At 65.3% G+C, this 20394-nt stretch carries 18 protein-coding genes and 1 riboswitch; of the genes, 8 read left to right on the top strand and 10 right to left on the bottom strand.

Annotated elements, in window-relative coordinates; translation table 11 throughout:
• Positions 1–40 precede the first annotated feature (40 nt).
• From N5C91_RS01590 to N5C91_RS01565, 6 genes are all read left to right on the top strand, one after another.
• Entirely contained in the window at positions 41–1222 is a 1182-nt protein-coding gene (locus N5C91_RS01590; RefSeq protein WP_192435917.1) for an acyl-CoA dehydrogenase, read from the top strand.
• 90 nt (positions 1223–1312) lie between these two features.
• A complete protein-coding gene (locus tag N5C91_RS01585; RefSeq protein ID WP_279827274.1) occupies positions 1313–2536 on the top strand; it encodes a CaiB/BaiF CoA-transferase family protein in 1224 nt (407 codons plus the stop codon).
• Between the two features lie 218 nt (positions 2537–2754).
• Positions 2755–2867: riboswitch (S-adenosyl-L-homocysteine riboswitch) on the top strand.
• A gap of 8 nt (positions 2868–2875) precedes the next feature.
• Positions 2876–4282 (top strand): adenosylhomocysteinase, encoded by a 1407-nt coding sequence (gene ahcY / locus N5C91_RS01580; protein ID WP_024764176.1) that lies wholly within the window; start codon positions 2876–2878, stop codon positions 4280–4282.
• Between the two features lie 58 nt (positions 4283–4340).
• A complete protein-coding gene (locus tag N5C91_RS01575; protein WP_279827265.1) occupies positions 4341–4871 on the top strand; it encodes an HD domain-containing protein in 531 nt (176 codons plus the stop codon).
• Positions 4872–4925: 54 nt separating this feature from the next.
• The gene (gene metF, locus N5C91_RS01570; RefSeq protein WP_081515389.1) at positions 4926–5774 is read left to right on the top strand and encodes a methylenetetrahydrofolate reductase [NAD(P)H]; all 849 of its coding nucleotides are present in this window, start codon (positions 4926–4928) and stop codon (positions 5772–5774) included.
• A 154-nt stretch (positions 5775–5928) separates the two neighbouring features.
• Positions 5929–7998 carry a DEAD/DEAH box helicase gene (locus N5C91_RS01565; RefSeq protein ID WP_279827259.1) on the top strand — a complete coding sequence of 690 codons (2070 nt, stop codon included), beginning with the start codon at positions 5929–5931 and terminating at the stop codon, positions 7996–7998.
• Positions 7999–8212: 214 nt separating this feature from the next.
• Here the strand turns inward: N5C91_RS01565 and N5C91_RS01560 are convergent, their stop codons facing one another.
• The 7 genes from N5C91_RS01560 to pip form a co-directional block, all read right to left on the bottom strand.
• On the bottom strand, positions 8213–8947 hold the full coding sequence (locus N5C91_RS01560; RefSeq protein WP_233297439.1) for an amino acid ABC transporter ATP-binding protein: 735 nt from the start codon (positions 8945–8947) through the stop codon (positions 8213–8215).
• A complete protein-coding gene (locus tag N5C91_RS01555) occupies positions 8940–9902 on the bottom strand; it encodes an amino acid ABC transporter permease (protein ID WP_169935888.1) in 963 nt (320 codons plus the stop codon). The genes N5C91_RS01560 and N5C91_RS01555 overlap by 8 nt, the downstream gene beginning before the upstream one ends.
• Positions 9903–9975: 73 nt before the next feature.
• A complete protein-coding gene (locus N5C91_RS01550) occupies positions 9976–10773 on the bottom strand; it encodes a transporter substrate-binding domain-containing protein (protein WP_054910848.1) in 798 nt (265 codons plus the stop codon).
• A gap of 223 nt (positions 10774–10996) precedes the next feature.
• Positions 10997–13570, bottom strand: coding sequence for a glucans biosynthesis glucosyltransferase MdoH (gene mdoH / locus N5C91_RS01545; RefSeq protein ID WP_279827249.1), 2574 nt, complete (start codon positions 13568–13570; stop codon positions 10997–10999).
• On the bottom strand, positions 13563–15092 hold the full coding sequence (locus N5C91_RS01540) for a glucan biosynthesis protein G (protein WP_236171435.1): 1530 nt from the start codon (positions 15090–15092) through the stop codon (positions 13563–13565). Before N5C91_RS01540 ends, mdoH begins: the two co-directional genes overlap by 8 nt.
• A gap of 240 nt (positions 15093–15332) precedes the next feature.
• Entirely contained in the window at positions 15333–15770 is a 438-nt protein-coding gene (dtd, locus tag N5C91_RS01535) for a D-aminoacyl-tRNA deacylase (RefSeq protein ID WP_279827247.1), read from the bottom strand.
• Positions 15767–16738 carry a prolyl aminopeptidase gene (pip, locus tag N5C91_RS01530; protein ID WP_236171176.1) on the bottom strand — a complete coding sequence of 324 codons (972 nt, stop codon included), beginning with the start codon at positions 16736–16738 and terminating at the stop codon, positions 15767–15769. Before pip ends, dtd begins: the two co-directional genes overlap by 4 nt.
• A gap of 179 nt (positions 16739–16917) precedes the next feature.
• Here pip and N5C91_RS01525 point away from each other — a divergent pair, with 179 nt between their 5' ends.
• Together N5C91_RS01525 and N5C91_RS01520 are read left to right on the top strand one after the other, a co-directional pair.
• Positions 16918–17346, top strand: a complete 429-nt coding sequence (locus N5C91_RS01525; RefSeq protein WP_279827242.1) for a hypothetical protein — start codon at positions 16918–16920, stop codon at positions 17344–17346.
• Entirely contained in the window at positions 17343–17819 is a 477-nt protein-coding gene (locus N5C91_RS01520) for an NUDIX domain-containing protein (protein ID WP_279827241.1), read from the top strand. Before N5C91_RS01525 ends, N5C91_RS01520 begins: the two co-directional genes overlap by 4 nt.
• Positions 17820–17824: 5 nt before the next feature.
• Here N5C91_RS01520 and N5C91_RS01515 read toward each other — a convergent pair whose 3' ends face one another.
• Genes N5C91_RS01515 through N5C91_RS01505 form a run of 3 tightly spaced genes read right to left on the bottom strand, consistent with a single transcriptional unit; the run spans position 17825 to position 20383 of the window.
• Positions 17825–18724 carry a transporter substrate-binding domain-containing protein gene (locus N5C91_RS01515; protein WP_279827239.1) on the bottom strand — a complete coding sequence of 300 codons (900 nt, stop codon included), beginning with the start codon at positions 18722–18724 and terminating at the stop codon, positions 17825–17827.
• Between the two features lie 39 nt (positions 18725–18763).
• The gene (locus tag N5C91_RS01510; RefSeq protein WP_279827236.1) at positions 18764–19114 is read right to left on the bottom strand and encodes a RidA family protein; all 351 of its coding nucleotides are present in this window, start codon (positions 19112–19114) and stop codon (positions 18764–18766) included.
• 24 nt (positions 19115–19138) lie between these two features.
• Positions 19139–20383 (bottom strand): D-amino acid dehydrogenase, encoded by a 1245-nt coding sequence (locus tag N5C91_RS01505; RefSeq protein ID WP_279827233.1) that lies wholly within the window; start codon positions 20381–20383, stop codon positions 19139–19141.
• Between the last annotated feature and the right edge of the window lie 11 nt (positions 20384–20394).

Here is a 20394-nt window from a genome sequence, read left to right as displayed (position 1 = left end):
CTTGTGCGGGTCATTCACTGTCTGCGTTCGAGGTTTCTCCATGGCGACCAAAGCAAGCTTCAACTGGGAAGATCCGCTGCTGCTGGATCAGCAACTCACCGAAGAAGAGCGCATGGTGCGTGACAGCGCCCAGCAGTTCGCCCAGGACAAGCTGGCCCCGCGCGTGCTGGAAGCCTTCCGCCATGAGCAGACGGACCCTGCGATCTTCCGCGAGATGGGCGAAACCGGCCTGCTCGGCGCCACCATCCCCGAACAATATGGCGGCAGTGGCCTGAACTACGTGTGCTACGGCCTGATCGCCCGTGAAGTCGAGCGCATCGACTCCGGCTACCGCTCGATGATGAGCGTGCAGTCCTCCCTGGTGATGGTGCCGATCAACGAATTCGGCAACGAAGCCACCAAGCAGAAATACCTGCCGAAACTGGCCAGCGGCGAGTACATCGGCTGCTTCGGCCTGACCGAGCCGGACCACGGTTCCGACCCGGGCTCGATGATCACCCGCGCCAAGAAAGTCGACGGCGGCTACCGCCTGACCGGCGCCAAGATGTGGATCACCAACAGCCCGATCGCCGACGTCTTCGTGGTCTGGGCCAAGGATGACGAAGGCCAGATCCGCGGCTTCGTCCTCGAAAAGGGCTGGGAAGGCCTGTCCGCCCCGGCGATCCACGGCAAGGTCGGCCTGCGCGCCTCGATCACCGGCGAGATCGTGATGAACAACGTGTTCTGCCCGGAAGAGAACGCCTTCCCCGACGTACGCGGCCTGCGCGGCCCGTTCACCTGCCTGAACTCCGCCCGCTACGGCATTTCCTGGGGCGCCCTGGGTGCCGCCGAAGCCTGCTGGCACACCGCTCGCCAGTACACCCTGGACCGCAAGCAGTTCGGCCGCCCGCTGGCCGCCAACCAGCTGATCCAGAAAAAGCTGGCCGACATGCAGACCGACATCGCTCTCGCCCTGCAAGGCTGCCTGCGCCTGGGCCGGATGAAGGACGAAGGCACCGCTGCCGTCGAAATCACCTCGATCATGAAGCGCAACAGCTGCGGCAAGGCCCTGGACATTGCCCGCCTGGCCCGCGACATGCTCGGTGGCAACGGCATCTCCGACGAGTTCGGTGTCGCCCGCCACCTGGTCAACCTGGAAGTGGTGAACACCTACGAAGGTACCCACGACGTCCACGCGCTGATCCTCGGCCGCGCCCAGACCGGCATCCAGGCGTTCTTCTAAAATCGGCCTTCGGCGACAGGCCTCAGGCGGCAGGCAACTACAGCTCCGCCTGAGGCCTGCAGCCTGTCGCCTGCAGCCCCAGGAGTTTTTATGTCCGGCGCCCTTTCGCACATTCGTGTCCTCGACCTCTCCCGCGTTCTCGCCGGCCCCTGGGCCGGGCAGATCCTCGCCGACCTCGGCGCGGAAGTGATCAAGATCGAGCGTCCCGGCAGCGGCGACGACACCCGCGCCTGGGGCCCGCCGTTCCTCAAGGACAGCGATGGCCGCGACACCAGCGAAGCGGCGTATTACCTGTCGGCGAACCGCAACAAGAAATCCCTGACCATCGACTTCACCCAGCCCGAAGGCCAGCGCCTGGTGCGTGAGCTTGCCGCCAAGGCCGACATCGTGCTGGAGAACTTCAAGGTCGGCGGCCTGAAAGCCTATGGCCTGGACTACGAGTCGCTGAAAGCGCTCAACCCGAAGCTGATCTACTGCTCGATCACCGGCTTCGGCCAGTTCGGCCCCTACGCCAAGCGCGCCGGCTACGACTTCATGATCCAGGGCCTGGGCGGCCTGATGAGCCTGACCGGGCGCTCCGACGCCGAGGAAGGCGCCGGCCCGGTGAAGGTCGGCGTGGCGCTGACCGACATCCTCACCGGCCTCTACTCGTCCACGGCGATCCTCGCCGCCCTCGCCCACCGCGACGTCAGCGGCATCGGCCAGCACATCGACATGGCGCTGCTGGACGTGCAGGTCGCCTGCCTGGCCAACCAGACCCTGAACTACCTGACCACCGGCAACCCGCCGCGTCGCCTGGGCAACGCGCACCCGAACATCGTGCCCTACCAGGACTTCCCCACCGCCGATGGCGACTTCATCCTCACCGTCGGCAACGACGGCCAGTTCCGCAAGTTCGCCGAGCTGGCGGGCCACCCGGAGTGGGCCACCGACGAGCGTTTCGCGACGAACAAGGCGCGCGTGGCACACCGCGAGGTGCTGATCCCGCTGATCCGCCAGTCCACCGTGATGCGCACCACCGCCGAGTGGATCGCCGTACTGGAACAGGCCAGCGTGCCGTGCGGCCCGATCAACGACCTGGCGCAGGTCTTCGCCGACCCGCAGGTGATCGCCCGCGGCCTGCGCGTGGACCTGCCGCACCCACTGGCCGGCAGCGTGCCGCAGGTGGCCAGCCCGATCCGCCTGTCCGAGACGCCGGTGGAATACCGAAACGCCCCGCCGACCCTCGGCCAGCACACCGTGGAAATCCTGGAAGGCGTGCTCGGCCTGGACCAGGCGGCCATCGGCAAGCTGCGCGATGGCGGCGTGATCTGATCCTGACCTGACAACCGGCGCCCGCCTCACACGGGTGCCTCCCGATCCCCGATACGACGCCCGCGCCAGGGTTTTCACGGCCCCTGGCGCGGGCGCGACGGGGATCCCGCTCGCGATCCGCTGCGCGAAGACGACCAAAAGCCTTTGGCTTGTCATGCGCCATGGCTATAATCCGCGAGCTTCAATAACGGCCGGCGCTGCCCGGTCGTTCCCGCCACCTGTCCGAGGGGCGCTGCAGCAGGTCGATTCGTTTCGGCTTGTCAGGCTCGGACGGGGCGCGTCACGGTCGGCTGCCGCCGATCGCCAAACGCATCAACGGCGCCCATTCGCAGACAACGAATGGAGTTACACATGAGCGCTGCTTTTACCGACTACAAAGTCGCCGACATTTCCCTGGCCGCCTGGGGCCGCCGCGAGCTGATCATCGCCGAGTCCGAAATGCCGGCTCTGATGGGCCTGCGCCGCAAGTACGCCGCCAGCCAGCCGCTCAAGGGCGCGAAAATTCTCGGTTGCATCCACATGACCATCCAGACCGGGGTCCTCATCGAGACGCTGACTGCGCTGGGCGCCGAAGTGCGCTGGTCCTCCTGCAACATCTTCTCCACCCAGGACCAGGCCGCTGCCGCCATCGCCGCTGCCGGTATCCCGGTATTCGCCTGGAAAGGCGAGACCGAGCAGGAGTACGAGTGGTGCATCGAGCAGACCATCCTCAAGGATGGCCAGCCGTGGGACGCCAACATGGTGCTGGACGACGGCGGTGACCTGACCGAAATCCTGCACAAGAAATACCCGCAGATGCTCGAGCGCATCCACGGCGTCACCGAAGAAACCACCACCGGCGTGCACCGTCTGCTCGACATGCTCAAGGCCGGCACCCTGAAAGTCCCGGCGATCAACGTCAACGACGCGGTCACCAAGAGCAAGAACGACAACAAGTACGGCTGCCGTCACAGCCTGAACGACGCCATCAAGCGCGGCACCGACCACCTGCTGTCGGGCAAGCAGGCCCTGGTGATCGGCTACGGCGACGTGGGCAAGGGCTCCGCCCAATCCCTGCGCCAGGAAGGCATGATCGTGAAGGTTTCCGAAATCGACCCGATCTGCGCCATGCAAGCCTGCATGGACGGCTTCGAGCTGGTTTCCCCCTACAAGAACGGCCTGAACGACGGCACCGAAGCCAGCGTTGACGCAGCCCTGCTGGGCAAGATCGACCTGATCGTCACCACCACCGGCAACGTCAACGTCTGCGACGCCGGCATGCTCAAAGCGCTGAAGAAGCGCGCCGTGGTGTGCAACATCGGTCACTTCGACAACGAGATCGACACCGCCTTCATGCGCAAGACCTGGGCCTGGGAAGAGGTCAAGCCGCAGGTGCACAAGATCCACCGCACCGGCGCTGGCGACTTCGATCCGGCCAACGACGACTACCTGATCCTGCTGGCCGAAGGCCGTCTGGTGAACCTGGGTAACGCCACCGGCCACCCGAGCCGCATCATGGACGGCTCCTTCGCCAACCAGGTGCTGGCGCAGATCTTCCTGTTCGAGCAGAAGTACGCCGACCTCTCCGCCGAGAAGAAAGCCCAGCGCCTGACCGTCGAAGTACTGCCCAAGAAACTGGACGAAGAAGTGGCCCTGGAAATGGTCAAAGGCTTCGGTGGCGTCGTCACCCAGCTGACCCCGAAGCAGGCCGAGTACATCGGCGTGACCGTGGAAGGCCCGTTCAAGCCGGACACCTACCGCTACTGATGTGCCAGAGGGCAGACGAGCAATCGTCTGCCCTCTTTGCCATCTGGACGACCACCGCATGGACCTGCCGGACAGCTACAACCAGGCCTGGCTCTTTGCCGCCGGCGCACACGCCGGGCAGACCCTGACCGCCTCGACGCTGCCCTACGCAGTCCACCTGGCGATGGTGGCCAATGAAGTGATGGCGGCCGACCGCGAAGCGCCCATCGAGCGCCTGGCGGAAACCGTCCAGATCGCCCTGCTGCACGACGTGCTCGAAGACACCCCGGTGCCCTTCGAGGAACTGCAGAAGAGTTTCGGCGAGTTCGTTGCCGAAGGCGCCCAGCGCCTGAGCAAGGTGGTGAATGGCGAGAAGCTGCCATTCGACATCTACCTCGAAAGGCTGGCGACCGGCGCGCCGCAGTATGCGATCGTCAAGCTGTGCGACCGGATCACCAACCTGCAGCCGCCACCCTCGACCTGGGCGCGGAGCAAGATTTCCCAGTACCATGTTCAGTCGCAGCGCATCCTGGCCGTCCTCGGCCATGCGCACGAGCCCAGCGCCGAGCGACTGCGCACGAAGATAGACCACTACCGCCGTTACTTCTGAAGTCGACGGCACATGCCGGCAGCCACGCGATGACGCGGCGCCGAAGGAACGACCATGAGTCAGAAAGAACGCCGTTTCAGCTTCGAGTTCTTCCCCGCCAAGACCGAAGCCGGCCATGAAAAACTGCTGGCCACTGCGAGCCAGCTGGCCGCGAAAAAGCCCGACTTCTTCTCCTGCACCTATGGTGCCGGCGGCTCCACTCGCGACCGTACCCTGACCACCGTGCTGCAACTGGACGGCGAGGTGAAGGTGCCAACCGCACCGCACCTGTCCTGCGTCGGCGACACCAAGCCCGAGCTGCGCGCCCTGCTGGCCCACTACAAGGACGCCGGCATCCGTCGCATCGTCGCCCTGCGTGGCGACCTGCCTTCGGGCATGGGCATGGCCAGCGGCGAACTGCGCTACGCCAACGAACTGGTGGAATTCATCCGCGCCGAAACCGGCGACCACTTCCACATCGAAGTTGCCGCCTATCCGGAAGTTCACCCGCAAGCGCGCAATTTCGAGGATGATTTGGCGAATTTCGTGCGCAAGGTCAAAGCCGGCGCCGACTCTGCCATCACACAATACTTCTTCAACGCCGACAGCTACTTCCATTTTGTCGAGCGTGCGGAGAAACTCGGTGTCAGCATTCCGGTCGTACCGGGTATCATGCCGATCACCAACTACACCAAACTGGCCCGCTTCTCCGACGCCTGTGGCGCGGAAATCCCCCGCTGGATTCGCAAGCAACTGGAAGCCTACGGCGACGACATCGCCAGCATCCAGGCCTTTGGTGAGCAGGTCATCACCGACATGTGCGAACGCCTCCTCGAAGGCGGCGCACCCGGTCTGCATTTCTACACCCTGAACCAGGCTGAACCCAGCCTGGCGCTCTGGAACAACCTCAAGCTCCCCCGCTGAGGATCATTGCTCCGGGCTTACCGTCCGCGATCCCGGCCAGCGCAACGCCGGCGTATCGTGGACGGGGTGCTTCCAGCCATCGGCTGAGCGCTCGCCCCGAGCTTGAAATCACGCGCCCTCGAGCCGGCAGGTCGCCGGCCTACAGGAACCCCGCATGTCCTTTTCCTCCCTCGGTCTCTCCGAGGCCCTGGCTGGCGCCGTTGAAGCCGCCGGCTACGCGCGCCCCACTCCCGTTCAGGAACGCGCCATCCCCGCTGTACTGCAAGGCCGCGACCTCATGGTTGCCGCCCAGACCGGCACCGGCAAGACCGGCGGCTTTGCCCTCCCGGTGCTCGAACGCCTGTTCCCCGAAGGCCACCCGGACCGCGAACACCGCCACGGCCCGCGCCAGGCCCGCGTCCTGGTACTGACGCCGACCCGCGAACTGGCTGCCCAGGTACACGACAGCTTCAAGGTCTACGCCCGCGATCTGCCGCTGAAAAGCGCCTGCATCTTCGGCGGCGTCGGCATGAATCCGCAGGTGCAGGCCATGTCCAAGGGCGTCGACGTCCTGGTTGCCTGCCCTGGCCGCCTGCTCGACCTGATCGGTCAGGGCAGCGTCGACCTGTCCCGCGTGGAAATCCTCGTTCTCGACGAAGCCGACCGCATGCTCGACATGGGCTTCATCCACGACGTGAAGAAGGTCCTCGCCAAGCTGCCGGCCAAGCGCCAGAACCTGCTGTTCTCGGCGACCTTCTCGAAAGACATCATCGACCTCACCAACAAGCTCCTGCACAACCCGGAGCGCATCGAGGTCACTCCGCCGAACACCACCGTCGAGCGTATCGAACAACGCGTGTTCCGCATCCCGTCGGTGCAGAAGCGCGCCCTGCTGGCGCACCTGGTCACCGTGGGAGCCTGGGAACAGGTGCTGGTGTTCACCCGCACCAAGCACGGCGCCAACCGTCTCGCCGAGTACCTGAGCAAGCACGGCCTGCCGGCCGCCGCGATCCACGGCAACAAGAGCCAGAACGCGCGCACCAAGGCCCTGGCCGACTTCAAGGCCAACGACGTGCGCATCCTGGTCGCCACCGACATCGCCGCCCGCGGCCTGGACATCGATCAGTTGCCCCACGTGGTCAACTACGAGCTGCCCAACGTCGAGGAAGACTACGTTCACCGCATCGGCCGTACCGGCCGCGCCGGTCGCACCGGTGAAGCCATCTCGCTGGTGGCGCCGGACGAGGACAAGCTGCTCAAGGCCATCGAGCGCCTGACCAAGCAGCGCATTCCCGATGGCGACATGCAGGGCTTCGACCCGGACAGCGTGCTGCCGGAAGTCCAGCAGCCCGAACCCAAGGAAGCCACCCAGCGCCAGCCGCGCAAGGACAAGGCCAAGCGTGGCGAGCGCAAGGACCGCAACAAGGACAAGCCGCGGCAGGCCCAGGGCGAAGAAGCGCAGACCGCTGCGCCCGCCGCTGAAGGTGAGTCCGCCGAGGGCGACAAGCCTGCCGGCAAGCGCCGCCGCCGTGGCGGTCGCGGCAAGAAGAAGGGCGACGGCCAGGGCGGCGATGCTCAGCCGAACGCTAACGCGCAGACTCGTGAACCGCGCGAGCCGCGTGAGCCCCGTCAACCGCGCCAGCAGGATCAGGGCCGCCAGCAGCAGGCCAAGCCAGCCCGCGCGCCGAAGGTCGACGGTAACCGCGATCCGGAAGAATTCCTCGACGACGACTTCGACAACTTCGGCAACCGTGCCGATTACGTCAGCCCGTTCCCGGACAAGGACCAGCAACGCGGCCAGCGCCGCCGTGGCGGTCAAGGCCAGGGCCAGGCTCAAGGCCAGAATCAGGGCCAGGGCCAGCAGCGTCCGCGCGGCCAGGGTGGTCAGGGCGCCGGCCAGGGCGGCCAAGGCCGTGGCCAGGGTCAAGGACAAGGCCAGGGCAAGGCCGCGAAGAAGCCCAATGGCAGCGGCGCTCGTGGTCATGGCGGCAACGGCCAGGGCAAGCAGGGTCAGGGGCAAGGCCAGCGCAAGCGCGGTAGCAAGGCTCCGGCCTCGCGCATGAACGACGCCCCGCTGCGCGAGCCGAGCGAATACGGCGCCGCCAAACCGACCCGCCAGCCGGTAGTGATCAACAAGCGCGATCTGGTCCGTACCGACCGCTTCCCGACGCCGGAGCAACTGGAAGAGCTGGAACCGCGCCGCAAGACCGAGCGTCCCGCGCTGCTGACCCGCAACCGCGACTGACGCTGCAGAAGAAACCGCCCTCCGGGGCGGTTTCTTTTTGCCCGCGATTTGTCGCCGGAGCCCCCGTGACCGTAGGAGCGGACTCCGTCCGCGATAGGTCCGCATCGCGCCGAATGCCATCGCGGACAGAGTCCGCTCCTACAAGAGCCATCCCTCGCTCACGTCGGACACAAAAAAGCCGCCCGAAGGCGGCTCTTTCACGACAGCGAAAACCTCACAGCACCTGCCGCAGGAAGCTCTGCGCGCGCGCATCCTTCGGCTGGGCGAAGAACTCCGCTGGCGCGGCATCCTCCAGCAGCTTGCCGTGATCGAAGAACAGCACGCGGTCCGCCACTTCGCGGGCGAAGCCCATCTCGTGGGTCACGCAGACCATGGTCATGCCTTCCACGGCCAGGGTCTTCATCACGTCCAGCACCTCGCCGACCATTTCCGGGTCGAGCGCCGAGGTCGGTTCGTCGAACAGCATCACCTTCGGGTCCATGCACAGGGCACGGGCAATGGCCACGCGCTGCTGCTGGCCGCCGGAGAGACGCGACGGGTATTCGTTGGCCTTCTGGCCGATGCCGACCTTATCCAGCAGCGCCCTGGCCTTGGCCTCGCGCTCCGCCTTGCCTCGTTTGCGCACGACTTTCTGCGCCAGGCAGAGGTTTTCCAGCACGGTCATGTGCGGGAACAGGTTGAAATGCTGGAACACCATGCCGACTTCGCGGCGGTAGGCGTTGACGTCGGTCTTCGGGTTGGCGAGGTCGAGGCCGTCGATGCTCACCGAGCCGGAGTCGAACTCCTCCAGGCCATTCAGGCAACGCAGGAAGGTGGACTTGCCCGAGCCGGACGGGCCGATCACCACCACCACTTCACCCTTGGCCACACCGGTGGTGACATCATCCACCGCACGCACGACTTGCCCGCGGGTATCGAAGACCTTGGTCAGGTTACGCACTTCAATCACTTTGGCCGAGCCTCCGCTCCAGGCGCCCCGCCAGATGCGACAGCGGCAGGTTGATCACGAGGTAGAGGGCGGCGACGCAGAACCAGATCTCAAAGGTGGAGAACGAGGTGGTGATCGCCTCGCGGCCGCTCTTGGTCAGTTCGGTGATGGCGATCACCGAGACCAGGGAAGTGTCTTTCACCAGGCTGATGAACTGCCCCGCCAACGGCGGCAGCACGCGCTTGAAGGCCTGCGGCAGGATCACGTGGCGCATCGACTGCGCGGCGTTCAGGCCCAGGGAGCGCGCCGCCTCGTCCTGGCCACGGGCGATGGACTGCACGCCGGCACGGACGATTTCGGCCACATACGCGCCGGTGAACAGCGCCAGCGCCGCCACGCCAGCGAACTCGCGGGAGAGGTTCAGCACGGTGCCGATGAAGAAGTAGAAGATGAAGATCTGCACCAGCAGCGGCGTACCGCGCACCAGCTCGACGTAGAGGGTCGAGAGGTCGTGCAGGGTCGGGTTCTTCGACAGGCGGCAGAGACCGGTGAACAGGCCGATGAACAGGCCGAACGCGCCGGAAACGAAGGAGATCCACAGAGTGGTCCACAAGCCCCAGGCGAGCGGGCCGGCGGCCCAGTGGCGGGTCGCGCCAACTACATCACCCTCGGCGACGTCGTCGTTTTCGGAGAACTGCAGGCTGTCCGCCGCAACGGTCAGCACCTGTTGCTTGCCATCCTCGTCCACCAGCGTGACGCGGGCATCGCTGCCCTGCGGCTCGATCTTCTCCACCCGCGAGATGCTGTCCGCACGCAGCGGTTCTTCAGCCTGGTAGGCGAAGTACTGCGGGACGCGGTTCCAGCGCCACTCGTAGGAGATCAGCGAAGTGGAGTACCAGATGGCCAGGCCGATCAACAGCAGGATCAGTCCGGTCAGCCCGTGCCAGGGCCAGGTTGCGCGTTTCGTTCTAGCCACGAATCTCTACCGTGAAAATGCGAACGCGCAGGCCGGGGGCCTGCGCGTCGGGTCAACCAGCGTCAGGCGTGGATTATTCCATGTCCTTGAGCCAGTCGGTGCTCTTGAACCACTTGTCGTGCAGACGATCGTAGGTGCCGTCTTCACGAATCTGCTTGAGGAAGTTGTTGATGAAGTTGATCGAGTCGTAGTCGCCCTTCTTCAGGCCGAAGGCCAGCGGCTCGTAGGTGAACGGCTGGTCCAGGTGCACCAGCTTGCCGGCGCCGAACTTGCCGACGGCAACGACGTTGTACGGCGAGTCGTAGATGAAGGCGTCGGCCTTGCCGTTGACCACGTCCATGACCGCTTCCGGCTCGTTGTCGAAGCCGTGGTACTGCGCCTTGGACAGCTGCTTCTTGGCGACGAATTCGCCGGTGGTGCCGATCTTCGAGGTGATGCGGTACTTGGCGTCGTTCAGGTCCTTGTAGGACTTGATCTCGCCTTGCAGTTCCTGGCGGATCAGCAGGGTCTGGCCAACCACGATGAACGGATCGGAGAAGTTCAGGCGCAGGTTGCGTTCCTGGGTCAGGGTCATGCCCGAGCCGATCATGTCGAACTTGTCGGTGAGCAGGGCCGGGATGATGCCGTCATAGGCGGTGGAAACCAGCTCCAGCTTGACGTTCATGGACTTGGCCATGGCCTTGAGCAGGTCCACTTCGAAGCCGACGATCTGACCGCGCTTGTTGGTCATCTCGAACGGCATGTAGGTCGGGTCCATGCCCACGCGCAGGGTACCGCGCTTGGCCGCTTCATCGATGGCGCCGGCCTGAGCCGCGCTCACGCTGACCAGGGCGCAGACGCCCATCACCAGCGATGCCAGGTACTTTTTCATCCCCATACTCCCAAGCAAGTGAAAGAACTTGTTGTTTTTTCCAGCGATCGAACCGGGCGCGCAACAGCAGGCCTTGCGCAGAAGGGTGCGAAGCGTACCCCATGCGCCGGATATCTCAATCTTTTCTGGATAGCTGGCGAAGGGTACCAGCAGCGGTGCGCGGGGAAAACAGCGGAAACCGGCAGGTCGCCCCCGTCCCGGGCGGGACGGGGGCGGCGTGCGCTCAGGATTGCGCGGCGGGCAATGCCATGGCGCCCTGCTCCGCAACCGGAGCCAGAGGGACGGCCGGGGCATGGGCATCGGCTTTCAGCGATTGCCGCCAGGGGCCGATCCACTGTTCCTTGTCCCCCTGCCAGAGCGCCAGGTGCAGGCGCGACAGCGCCACCGGATCGCTCAGCAGTGCCAGCCGGCGGTTGCCGTCAAGCTGCTCGGGACCGGCTTCCAGCGCCTTCTCGACCAGCGCGGCGCGGGTCGATTCGATGGCGGCGGACTGGCCATGGCGGGCAGTACCCATGGCGCAGGCCAGGGCGTTCAGCACCGGGTCGACAGCGGAACGGACGAAGCCGTCCTTCAGTGCCTGCCAGCGGTTCTGGTAGGTGTACTCGTCAGTGGCGCGCAGCTCACGCGGGGTATCGTATTCCTCGGGGATGAGGAACAGCTTCTCGTCGCGCGAGGCCAGGCCCAGCTTGACCCGGCTGCTGATCACCGAGACCGGGATCGACAGCATCAGCGCGCCAACGATCGGCGACAGCCACCACAGGAAACGCGGGTTCAGCCATGCCACCAGCAGCGCCCAGCACAGGCCCAGCAGGGTCTGCAGGCCGTGGCGACGGATCGCCTCGCTCCACGGGGTGTCATCATCGTCACGCTGCGGCGACTTCCACTGAGCTTCCCAGCCGAGGAACGCGGCCAGCACGAAGCGGGTGTGGAAGAGCATGCGCACTGGCGCGAGCAGCACGGAGAAGAACATCTCCAGGAGCATGCTCAGGGTCACCTTGATCACGCCGCCGTAGCCCTTGGCGCCCTTGGCCCAGATCAGCATGACGCTGAGCAGTTTGGGCAGGAACAGCAGGGTCAGGGTGGTGGAGAACAGCGCGATGGCCTTTTCCGGGTGCCACTGCGGCCATATCGGGAACAGCTGGCGCGGTTCCAGGAAGTACTGCGGCTCCATCAACTGATGCACTGCCAGCAGCGCGGTGGACAGCACCAGGAAGAAGAACCACAACGGCGCCGACAGGTAGGACATCACGCCGGTGAGGAACACCGCGCGATGCACCGGGTGCATGCCCTTGACCAGGAACAGGCGGAAGTTCATCAGGTTGCCGTGGCACCAGCGACGGTCGCGCTTGAGCTCGTCCAGCAGGTTGGGCGGCAATTCCTCGTAGCTGCCTTCCAGGTCGTAGGCGATCCACACGCCCCAGCCGGCGCGGCGCATCAGCGCGGCTTCGACGAAGTCGTGGGAGAGGATCGCGCCGGCGAAGGAACCCTTGCCCGGCAATGGCGCCAGGGCGCAGTGCTCGATGAAGGGTTTCACCCGGATGATCGCGTTGTGGCCCCAGTAGTGGGATTCGCCCAGCTGCCAGAAGTGCAGGCCGGCGGTGAACAGCGGGCCGTAGACGCGGGTAGCGAACTGCTGCATGCGCGCATAGAGGGTGTCCATGCCCGACGCCTTGGGCGCGGTCTGGATGATGCCGGCCTCGGGGTTGGCCTCCATCAGGCGCACCAGCTTGGTCAGGCAGTCGCCGCTCATCACGCTGTCGGCGTCCATGACGACCATGTATTTGTACTGGCCGCCCCAGCGACGGCAGAAGTCGTCGATGTTGCCGCTCTTGCGCTTCACCCGGCGCCGACGCCGGCGGTAGAAGATGCGACCGAAGCCCAGGGCTTCCTTGCACAGCTCGATCCAGGCCTTTTCTTCGGCCATGGCGATATCGGGCTGGTTGGTGTCGCTGAGCACGAAGAAGTCGAAGCGATCCAGTTCGCCACTGGCCTCGACCGACTCATAGGTCGCCCGCAGGCCGGCAAACACGCGCGGCACATCCTCGTTGCAGATCGGCATGACGATGGCGGTGCGCGCATCGGCGGCGATCGGCTCGCTGCCGGCGCTACTGCCGGAGATGCGATAGCGGTCGCGGCCGGTGAGCAGTTCCCAGAAGCCCATCAGGGCGGTCCAGAAACCCGCCGACACCCAACAGAAAAGGATGGCGAACAGCGCCAGCACGCCGAACTGGATGGCGTAGGGCAGTACCTGCTCCAGGGTCTGCAGCCAGGTCTGGCGGTTGATCTCTTCGAGGTCGACGAAGGCCCAGCCCTGGTAGGGCAGGATGCCTTTCATGTAGTAGGTGGCGACGGTGGTCTGGCCGAGCATGAGCAGGACCAGGATGAATCGACGCAACGAGCCGACCCGCTGCCAGCGCGCCTTGGGCAGGTCGCGGGCAGGCTTGGCGGGGTTGCTGCGACCGGTCAGGCGGCGCCAGCCGCGCATGATCGGGTTGGTGCGCCAGGGTTCGGGAATCACCTTGGTGCGCTGGATCGGCGGCGCGGCCTTGAGGTAGGTACGGCCGTTGTCGTCCATGCCCAGCATCTGGGCGTCGTCGAGGTCCTGGCCGTAGCCGTGGCGCAGCCGCGCACCGACCGAAGCCAGCGCAGCGTCGTCACCCTGGACATCGCCAGCGAGCTGCTCGTGCAGCTCGCTGAAGGAACCGACCTGGGCCAGCTTCTCGCGCTCCTGCGCCGAAAGGGGCAGGTGCGCGAGGTAGTCGGCCACCGGCGCGGTGGTAGCGGTGGAGTTATTCATCGGCAGGCAGCTGGTAGCTCCAGGTTTCGGAGATGGTCTGACCGCCGTTTACCAGCGCAGCACGCATTTCCGTCGGCTTCTTCGGATCCTTGACCTTGATCCGCAGGGTCAGGCGCCAGCCCTTGGTCACCGCGTTGTAGCGCAGGCTGTTTTCCTTCACTTCAGCGTTGTCGTCGGTGCTTACCTGGGTGCTTACCGGGGCATCGCCGGCCAGAGCCTTCAGGGTCGGGCCGACGAAATCGACGACCAGTGCCACGCTGCCGTCAGGCTGGCGGATCAGGTTCTTCTGCTTGACGTCGCCGACCGAGCGCAGGGTCTGCATGACCCAGGCGTTCTTGGCGTCGTGCAGGGCTTCCTCGTCCTTGGTCCAGCGCATGCGGTAGGCGAAGTCCAGCGGCTCACCGGCTTCCGGGCGCTTCTCGGGGTTCCAGAAGGCCACGATATTGTCGTTGGTCTCGTCCGGCGTGGGGATCTCCACCAGCTCGATGGTGCCCTTGCCCCAGTCACCCTGCGGCTCGACCCAGGCGGACGGACGCAGATCGTAGCGATCGTCCAGGTCTTCGTAGCGGGAGAACTCGCGGCCACGCTGCAGCAGGCCGAAGCCTTTCGGGTTCTCGACGCTGTAGGCGCTGACGGACAGGTGTTTCGGGTTGTTCAGCGGGCGCCAGATCCACTCGTCGTTGCCGGCATGGATCTGCAGGCCGGTGGAATCATGCAGCTCCGGACGGAAGTTGTGCTCCGCCGACGGCTGGTTGGAGCCGAACAGGAACATGCTGGTCAGCGGCGCCAAGCCCAGCTTGCTCACCTTGTCGCGCAGGAACACGCGGGCCTTCACATCGACCACGGTGTCGTTGCCCGGGCGAATGGTGAAGCGGTACGCGCCGGTCGCACGGGGCGAGTCCAGCAGCGCGAAGATCACCAGGTGCTTGTCCTTGGGCTTGGGCTTCTCGATCCAGAACTCGCGGAAGCGCGGGAACTCCTCACCCGACGGCAGCGCGGTGTCCAGCGCCAGGCCGCGGGCGGACAGGCCCCACCACTGGTCCTTGCCGATGATGCGGAAATAGCTCGCGCCCAGGAAGGTGGCGATCTCGTCCTGCTTGTCGGGCGAGTTGATCGGGTACAGCAGGCGGAAGCCGGCGTAGCCCAGATCCTTGGTGGCATTGGCGTCGAACTTCAGGGAACCGAAGTCGAAACGAGAGGGATCGTACTTGATCTCCTTGACGTCGGTCGCCGTGACTTCATTGATCTTCACCGGGGTGTCGAAGTGCATGCCCTGGTGATAGAAGCTGATCTTGAAGGGGGTTTTCTCGTCGGCCCAGTAAGCCTTCTCGTTACGGAAGCGGATCTGCTGGTAATCGGCGAACTTCATTTCGCTGAATTCCGATGGCAGGTTGCTCGTCGGTGCGCTGTACTTCTCAGCTGCCAGCGCCTTGGCCTGTTCGCCAACGTCGTCGAGATTGAAGGCCCAGGCATGGGTAGCGCTCAACGCCAACAGGGCGGAGCCGACCAGTCCGCGAAGGATGTGGCGCGAAAGCGGTTGTTGAACGGAACGGAAAATCACGAGTCCCCCTCGTCCGTGAACACAAAACGATTAAAGCCAGCAAAGGCGATGCCAAATTGCCGGCGATTGAATTCCGACCCCGGTGAGCCTGAATGATTCCCCGATTTTTTCCACGGGTACTTCCGGCTCCCGGAGGCGCATTGTTCTAAGTGCATAAGCCCTAACCATCATCCCACGGCGATATGACAAGCTGCCGCGCGTTCAAGCCTCCAGTAGAAAGGTCACCGGGCCGTCATTGACCAGGTGGACCTGCATGTTGGCGCCAAAACGGCCAGTGGCGACCAGCGGATGACGCTCTCGCGCCTGTTCCACGAGTAGATCGAACAACGCGGCGCCCTTTTCAGGTGACGCCGCGCTGGAAAAGCTCGGTCGCAGCCCCTTTCGGGTATCTGCGGCCAGGGTGAACTGCGAGACCAGCAGCAGGCCGCCGCCGACATCGCTCAATGAAAGGTTCATTTTACCTTCATCGTCGCCAAACACTCGATAGTTAAGCAGCTTGTGCAACAAACGGTTCACGGAAGCCTCATCATCCTGGGGTTCAACCCCCACCAGGGCCAGCAGCCCATGGTCGATGGCGCCGACGATTTCGCCGTCGACCTCGACGCGGGCACCGCGCACCCGCTGGATCAGCCCCTTCATTCGGCCTCCGGCGGCAGGTTCAGCAGGCGGCGGCCGATCTCGTTGGTGGCTCGCACCAGCGCATCGGTGATGCCCGGCTCGCCGGCCACATGGCCGGCATCGCGGACGATCTGCAGTTCGCTGTTGGGCCAGGCCTTGTGCAGCGCCCAGGCGTTGTCCAGCGGGCAGACCACGTCATAGCGGCCATGCACGATCACGCCCGGCAGGTGGGCGATCTTGTGCATGTCGCGCAGCAACTGGTCGGGCTCCAGGAAGCCATTGTTGACGAAGTAGTGGTTCTCGATGCGGGCGATGGATAACGAACGGTGCGGATCGGCAAAGCGCTCGACCACTGCCGGGTTCGGTCGCAGCGTAGCGGTGCGCCCTTCCCAGGTGGACCAGGCACGAGCCGCGTGCATCTGGGCAATCTGGTCCGGACCGGTCAGGCGGCGATGGAAGGCGTTCAGCAGGTCGCCGTGCTCGTCGGCAGGAATCGGCGCCAGGTAGTCTTCCCAGTAATCGGGGAACAGGCGGCTCGCGCCTTCCTGGTAGAACCAGCGGATTTCCTGCGGACGACAGAGGAAGATGCCGCGCACGATCAGCGCCAGCACGCGCTCGGGATGGGCCTGGGCATAGGCCAGCGACAGGGTCGAGCCCCAGGAGCCACCGAACAGCACCCACTTGTCGATGCCCAGGTGCTCACGGATTCGCTCGATGTCCTGCACCAGGTGCCAGGTGGTGTTGTTCTCCAGGCTCGCGTAGGGCGTGGAGCGGCCGCAACCACGCTGGTCGAAGGTGACGATGCGGTAGAGGTTGGGATCGAAGAAGCGCCGCGACATGGCATCACAACCGGAGCCCGGGCCACCATGGATGAACAGAACCGGCAGTCCGTCGGGCGTGCCACTCTCGTCCACATAGAGGACGTGCGGCGCTTCGACGGCCAGTTCATGGCGCGCGTAAGGCTTGATTTCCGGATACAAAGTTTGCATGGCTCGCTCCTGGATCAGTGCGTACGGTCGCTCCCGGACCAGTAACCATCCTAGGGCCTGTCGCCTACTTATAGAAAGTCGCGTTGTCGCGGCACGACTTCCATCGAAAGTCTTCGGCCCCCACGGTGTCGGGCATGATACTCGGGCCAGCGAAAAACCCATAAGGGAGTTAGTGAGCCATGCCACGGAAGTTGTTTCTTTCTCTATTCCTGCTGCTGTTCGCCTTGACCGGCTGCGACCGGGACGATCCGCGCGCGCAGCTGGATGCCGCGGTCAAGCAACTGCAGGACAACCTCGAAGCGAAGAATAGCGGGGCCGTGATCGATCAGTTGGCCGGCGACTTCCGCGCCAACGGCGAATTCGATCGCGACTGGGCCAGGCGCACCATGACGCTGATGTTCCTGCGCCACCAGCAGGTCAAGGTGATCCTGCTCAGCAGCGAAAGCAGGCTCGACCCGACCTACGCCAATCGCGGCCACACTGACGCGCAGGTGGCCCTCACTGGCGCCGAGAACTTCATCCCCGACAGCGCCGGGCATTACTCCGTGAAGCTGGAATGGTGGCGCGACGGCACCGACTGGAAACTGGCGAGGCTCGACTGGCAATGACGTCCCCCCTGCAACACCGCATCCGCGCTGCCGGGCTGCTGCTACGCAACGACGAAATCCTGCTGGTGCGTCATGCAGTCGCCGGCGATGAGTACTGGATCCCGCCGGGCGGCGGCTTCGAGTCGGACAAGGACGAATCCACCCGCGACACCGTGCGCCGCGAGTGCCGGGAGGAAACCGGGCTGGCCGTGGAAGTCGGGCCACTGGTCTACGTGCGCGAGTTCGCCGAGCCGCTGGCCGGGCGCTTCCACATGGAACTGTTCTATCGCGTCGACGCCTGGGACGGCCGGGTCAGCCTGGACAACCTGCGCGGCCTGGGCGGCGACGAGTTCGATATCCGCGAGGTCGCCTGGGTGCCGCGCCGCGAGCTGCCGCGCCTACCCTCCTACTACCCCGCCGAATTGCTCGACGACGTCTGGGAACGCCTGGCCGAGGCGCAGCCACTGATCCGCCACCTCGGCCTGCAACGCTAGCGGCGTTACTGCACCGGTTCGCTGGTGGGCCTGGCGATGATCGCCTGCAGCTCGGCAGTCATGGGGAATTCCAGGTTGAGGTTCTTCGGCGGGATCGGCTGCTCGAACCAGCGCTGGTAGATGCCCTTGATCTCGCCGGAGGAATACAGCTCGGCCAGCGTCTGGTTGACCAGGGCGAGGAACTGCGGATCGTCCTTGCGCACCATGCAGGCGTAGATTTCCCGCGATTGCGGCTCGCCCACCACCACCCACTGGTGCGGGTCGCGGGCCTTGGCCTTTTCGCCGTAGAGCAGCGCATCGTCCATGTAGAAGGCCACCGCGCGGCCCGACTGCAGCATGAGGAAGGCCTCGCCGTGGTCCTTGGCGCTGACCACGTTCATGCCCAGCTTGTGCTCGGCGTTGTAGGCCTTGAGGTAGCGCTCGTTGGTGGTGCCGGCGGTGGTCACCACGTTCTTGCCCTTGAGGTCGGCGAAGTCCTGGATGCCGCTGTCCCTGGCGGTCAGCAACTGGCCTTTGACGTAAATGAAGCCGTAGGAGAAGGCGACCTGCTTCATGCGCTCGGCGGTGACGCCGGTGGAACCGCATTCCAGGTCCACGGTGCCGTTCTGCACCAGCGGAATGCGCGTCTGCGAGGTCACCAGGTTGTATTTCACCTTGAGATCGGGCTTGTCGAGCTTCTGCCTGATGCGTTCGACCACCTTGCCGGCCAGGTCCACCGAGTAGCCCATGGGCTGGCCACTGTTGTCGCCCAGGTAGGAGAACGGCACCGAGGCGTCGCGATAACCCAGGGTTATCGTGCCGCGCTCGGCCACTTTCTTCAGTGTGCCGTCCAGTGCTTCGTTGGCCTGCGCCAGCGCACAGAGCAGGCTGGACGCCGCCAGCATTCCCAGTGCAAATCGTTTCATCGGTGCGATCCTTCTTGTTGTTGTGGGTCGGGTCGGGGTTCAGGGCCGCGCGGCAATCACCGTGATTTCCACCAGAACCTGCGGGCGCGCCAGCAGCGCCTGTACCGTGGTGCGGGTCGGTGCGCAGCCTTCCGGCAGCCAGGCGCACCAGACGCCGTTCATGGCCTCGAAATCGGCGGCGATGTCCTTGAGGTAGATGGTCGCGCTGAGGATGTTCGCCTTCCCGGTGCCGGCTTCAGCCAGCAGCGCGTCGATCTTCGCCAGCACTTCGCGAGTCTGGCCCTGGATGTCGGTGGCCTGCCCGGGCACCTGCCCGGAGAGGAACACCAGCGAGCCGAAGACCATAGCGCCGGAAAGGCGGTCGTTGGTGGCGATGCGTGTGAGTTGCATGGTGAGTCTCCAGATCCGATTGAATCAGCCGGCCAACCGCGCGGGCGTCAGGCCGGTCGTGTCGATATCCGGCTGACGCCCGGCGATCTGCGCGGCAATCAGTTGCGCACTGCCACAGGCGAGGGTGAAGCCCAGCGCGCCGTGGCCGAGATTCAGCCAGAGGCCACGTGGCCCGCAGGCTCCCACCAGCGGCACGCCGGTGGGCGTGGCCGGACGCATGCCGGCCCATTCGATGGCGGCGCCGTAATCGCAGGCGTCCGGAAGCGTACCCGCCGCCTGCTGGCGGATCAGCGCCAGCCGCTTGGGCTCCAGGCGCGGGTCGAAGCCGACGATATCGACCATGGCAGCGATGCGCAGACGCTCGCCGATGCGCGCATAGACCACCTTGCGGTCGTAGTCGGTGAGGCTCACTTCCAGCACGTGGTCCTCGACGCGGATTGGCGCGGTCAGGCTGTAGCCCTTCAGCGGATACAGCGGCAGGCGCGGGCCGCCCGGCAGCAGCGCGGCGCTGCGGTAGCCGGCGGCAAGCACGACGTGATCGGCTTCGAACGTCTGGCCGCCCGCCTCTACGCCGGCCACGGCGCCATGGCGCAGGACCAGCCTCGATGCCGGATGCCCGTAGACGAGACTGCAACGGCCGGACGCCTGGAGCCGCTCGGCCAGCCGCTGGCAGAACAGGAAGCAGTCGGCGACCTCCTCGTCCGGCGTATGGATGCCACCGATGAAGGGCGCACGCGCCAGCGCCGGGTCCAGCTCGCGGCATTGCTGTGCCGAGAGCACGAATTGCGCGGCAGGATCGGACAGGCTCTGCCGCGCACTGCGGAAGCTGCCTTCATTGCGGAAGGCCACCAGCTTGCCGTTGCGGCGCCAGTCGAAGCCGTCCAGCCCATCCTCCCGCCACTGCGCCAGGGTGCTCTGGCTGAACAGCGCGAGGCGCAGCAAATGTTGCGCATTGGCCTGGTTCACCGAGCGTCGGCAGGCCGCCGTGAATTCCAGCAGCCAGCGCCACTGCGCCAGGTCCAGACGCGGGCGCAGGCGCAGCGGCGAGTCGCCGCGCAGCAGCCAGCCCAGAGCCTGCTGCGGTACGCCGGCATCGGCCAGCGGCGCCACATAGCGGTAGGACAGCTGGCCGCCGTTGGCGAAGCTGGTTTCCAGCCCGGCCGCATCCCGCGCTTCCAGCACGCTGACGTCGAAGCCCTCCTGGACCAGCGCCTGCGCCGTGGCCAGCCCAACCACGCCCGCGCCGATGATGCAAACCCGCTGTGCCATTGCTGTCTCAC

The organism is Pseudomonas sp. GD03903, assembly GCF_029840045.1.
Lineage (GTDB): Bacteria > Pseudomonadota > Gammaproteobacteria > Pseudomonadales > Pseudomonadaceae > Pseudomonas > Pseudomonas pseudonitroreducens.
The sequence above is the reverse complement of the archived record's forward strand: the minus strand, read 5'-3'. Positions and strand labels throughout refer to the sequence as shown.

Coding starts and splice junctions, on each gene's coding strand:
- metF (WP_081515389.1), top strand. CDS start 4,926: ATGAGTCAGAAAGAACGCCGTTTCAGCTTCGAGTTCTTCCCCGCCAAG.
- dtd (WP_279827247.1), bottom strand. CDS start 15,770: ATGAAGGGGCTGATCCAGCGGGTGCGCGGTGCCCGCGTCGAGGTCGAC.
- N5C91_RS01590 (WP_192435917.1), top strand. CDS start 41: ATGGCGACCAAAGCAAGCTTCAACTGGGAAGATCCGCTGCTGCTGGAT.
- N5C91_RS01550 (WP_054910848.1), bottom strand. CDS start 10,773: ATGAAAAAGTACCTGGCATCGCTGGTGATGGGCGTCTGCGCCCTGGTC.
- N5C91_RS01585 (WP_279827274.1), top strand. CDS start 1,313: ATGTCCGGCGCCCTTTCGCACATTCGTGTCCTCGACCTCTCCCGCGTT.
- N5C91_RS01515 (WP_279827239.1), bottom strand. CDS start 18,724: ATGAAACGATTTGCACTGGGAATGCTGGCGGCGTCCAGCCTGCTCTGT.
- N5C91_RS01505 (WP_279827233.1), bottom strand. CDS start 20,383: ATGGCACAGCGGGTTTGCATCATCGGCGCGGGCGTGGTTGGGCTGGCC.
- ahcY (WP_024764176.1), top strand. CDS start 2,876: ATGGAGTTACACATGAGCGCTGCTTTTACCGACTACAAAGTCGCCGAC.
- N5C91_RS01575 (WP_279827265.1), top strand. CDS start 4,341: ATGGACCTGCCGGACAGCTACAACCAGGCCTGGCTCTTTGCCGCCGGC.
- N5C91_RS01525 (WP_279827242.1), top strand. CDS start 16,918: ATGCCACGGAAGTTGTTTCTTTCTCTATTCCTGCTGCTGTTCGCCTTG.
- pip (WP_236171176.1), bottom strand. CDS start 16,738: ATGCAAACTTTGTATCCGGAAATCAAGCCTTACGCGCGCCATGAACTG.
- N5C91_RS01510 (WP_279827236.1), bottom strand. CDS start 19,114: ATGCAACTCACACGCATCGCCACCAACGACCGCCTTTCCGGCGCTATG.
- N5C91_RS01565 (WP_279827259.1), top strand. CDS start 5,929: ATGTCCTTTTCCTCCCTCGGTCTCTCCGAGGCCCTGGCTGGCGCCGTT.
- mdoH (WP_279827249.1), bottom strand. CDS start 13,570: ATGAATAACTCCACCGCTACCACCGCGCCGGTGGCCGACTACCTCGCG.
- N5C91_RS01520 (WP_279827241.1), top strand. CDS start 17,343: ATGACGTCCCCCCTGCAACACCGCATCCGCGCTGCCGGGCTGCTGCTA.